At 72.8% G+C, this 1396-nt stretch carries 2 protein-coding genes; both read left to right on the top strand.

The genetic code is table 11. From position 1 onward, the window contains the following. Positions 1-712 (top strand): AMP-binding protein (locus AC1D1T_RS32505; RefSeq protein ID WP_477993476.1); only part of this gene is annotated, 712 nt, incomplete at its 5' end. A gap of 91 nt (positions 713-803) precedes the next feature. Next, positions 804-1277, top strand: a complete 474-nt coding sequence (locus AC1D1T_RS32500) for a universal stress protein (RefSeq protein ID WP_477993474.1) — start codon at positions 804-806, stop codon at positions 1275-1277. Positions 1278-1396 lie beyond the last annotated feature (119 nt).

The raw sequence follows: 1396 nt of genomic DNA, 5'->3' as shown, positions 1-1396 counted from the left end.
CTGCTTCCTCGGGCTGGGCGTGCCGGTGCTGCAGGGCTACGGCATGACCGAGACCTCGCCGGTGGTCGCCGCCAACACGCTGGCACACAACGACCCGGCCACCGTCGGCACCGCGCTGCAGGGCGTCGAGCTGCGCGTGGGCGAGAACCGCGAGCTGCAGGTGCGCGGCCCGAACGTGATGAAGGGCTACTGGAAGCGCCCGGAAGACAGCGCCCGCGCGTTCACCGACGACGGCTGGCTGCGCACCGGCGACCAGGCCTCGATCGACGATGTCGGGCGGGTGCGCATCCTCGGGCGCATCAAGGAGATCATCGTCACCTCCACCGGCGAGAAGATCGCGCCGGCCGACCTCGAGCTCGCGATCGCCGCCGACCCGCTGTTCAGCCAGGTGTTCGTGCTCGGCGAGAACCGGCCGTTCATCGCCGCGGTGGCGGTGCTGGAGCGCACGCAGTGGCAGGCGTTCGCGCAGGCGCTCGGCGTCGATCCGGCACGGCCCGGGAGCCTGAACCTGCCGGCGGTGCAGCAGGCCGCGCTGCAGCGCATCGCGCAGCAGGCCGCGGCGTTCCCGCGCTACGGCGTGCCGCGCGCGGTGTGGCTGAGCCTGGATCCGTGGACGGTCGAGAACAGCCTGATGACGCCGACGTTGAAGCTCAAGCGGCACAACCTGATGGCGCGCTTCGAGCAGGAGATCGAGGGGCTGTACCGCCGCTGACGACCGGCGCTGACCTGGATCAAGCCCGCGCGGCGGCGGGTTTCCCACACTATCGCGGTGGCAGTTCGCCACGCCACCCGGGAGACCCGTCATGTACCAACGCATTCTCGTGCCGATCGACGGCAGCGCCACCTCGATGCGCGGCCTGGACGAAGCGATCCGCCTGGCCAAGCTGACCGGCGGCCAGATCCGCCTGTTGAACCTGGTCGAGGATCCGACGATGAGCGCCGGCTACGCCAGCTTCGGCGCCTATGCCGGCGAGGTGCTGCCGATGCTGCGCCAGGCCGGCGAGGAAGTCCTCGAGAAGGGCCGCGCCACCGCGCTCGCCGCCGGCGTCGCCGTGGACTCGCAGCTGTTCGAGGGCCTGGCCACGCGGCTGGCCGATGCGGTCGAGCAGGAGGCGCGCCGCTGGGGCGCCGACCTGGTCGTGCTCGGCACGCACGGCCGCCGCGGCGCGAGCCGCTTCTTCCTCGGCAGCGATGCCGAGCAGGTGCTGCGCTCGTCGCCGGTGCCGGTGCTGCTGGTGCGCGCGCAGGAAGCCGCGACGCCGACCGCGCGGGCGTGAACCGCGGGCTGCGCCGGCTGGCTTTCGCCGCACTGCTCGCGGCCGTGGGGCCGCTGCAGGCACAGCGCCCGTTCCCGTCGCCGCCATTGGCCGACGCGTTCGCCGAGCAGGTGAGCCCG

The organism is Rhizobacter sp. P2_H3 (assembly GCF_056403355.1).
The sequence above is the reverse complement of the archived record's forward strand: the minus strand, read 5'-3'. Positions and strand labels throughout refer to the sequence as shown.

Bases quoted from the DNA above. Each gene is read 5' to 3' on its own strand.
- AC1D1T_RS32500 (WP_477993474.1), top strand. From the start codon at position 804: ATGTACCAACGCATTCTCGTGCCGATCGACGGCAGCGCCACCTCGATG.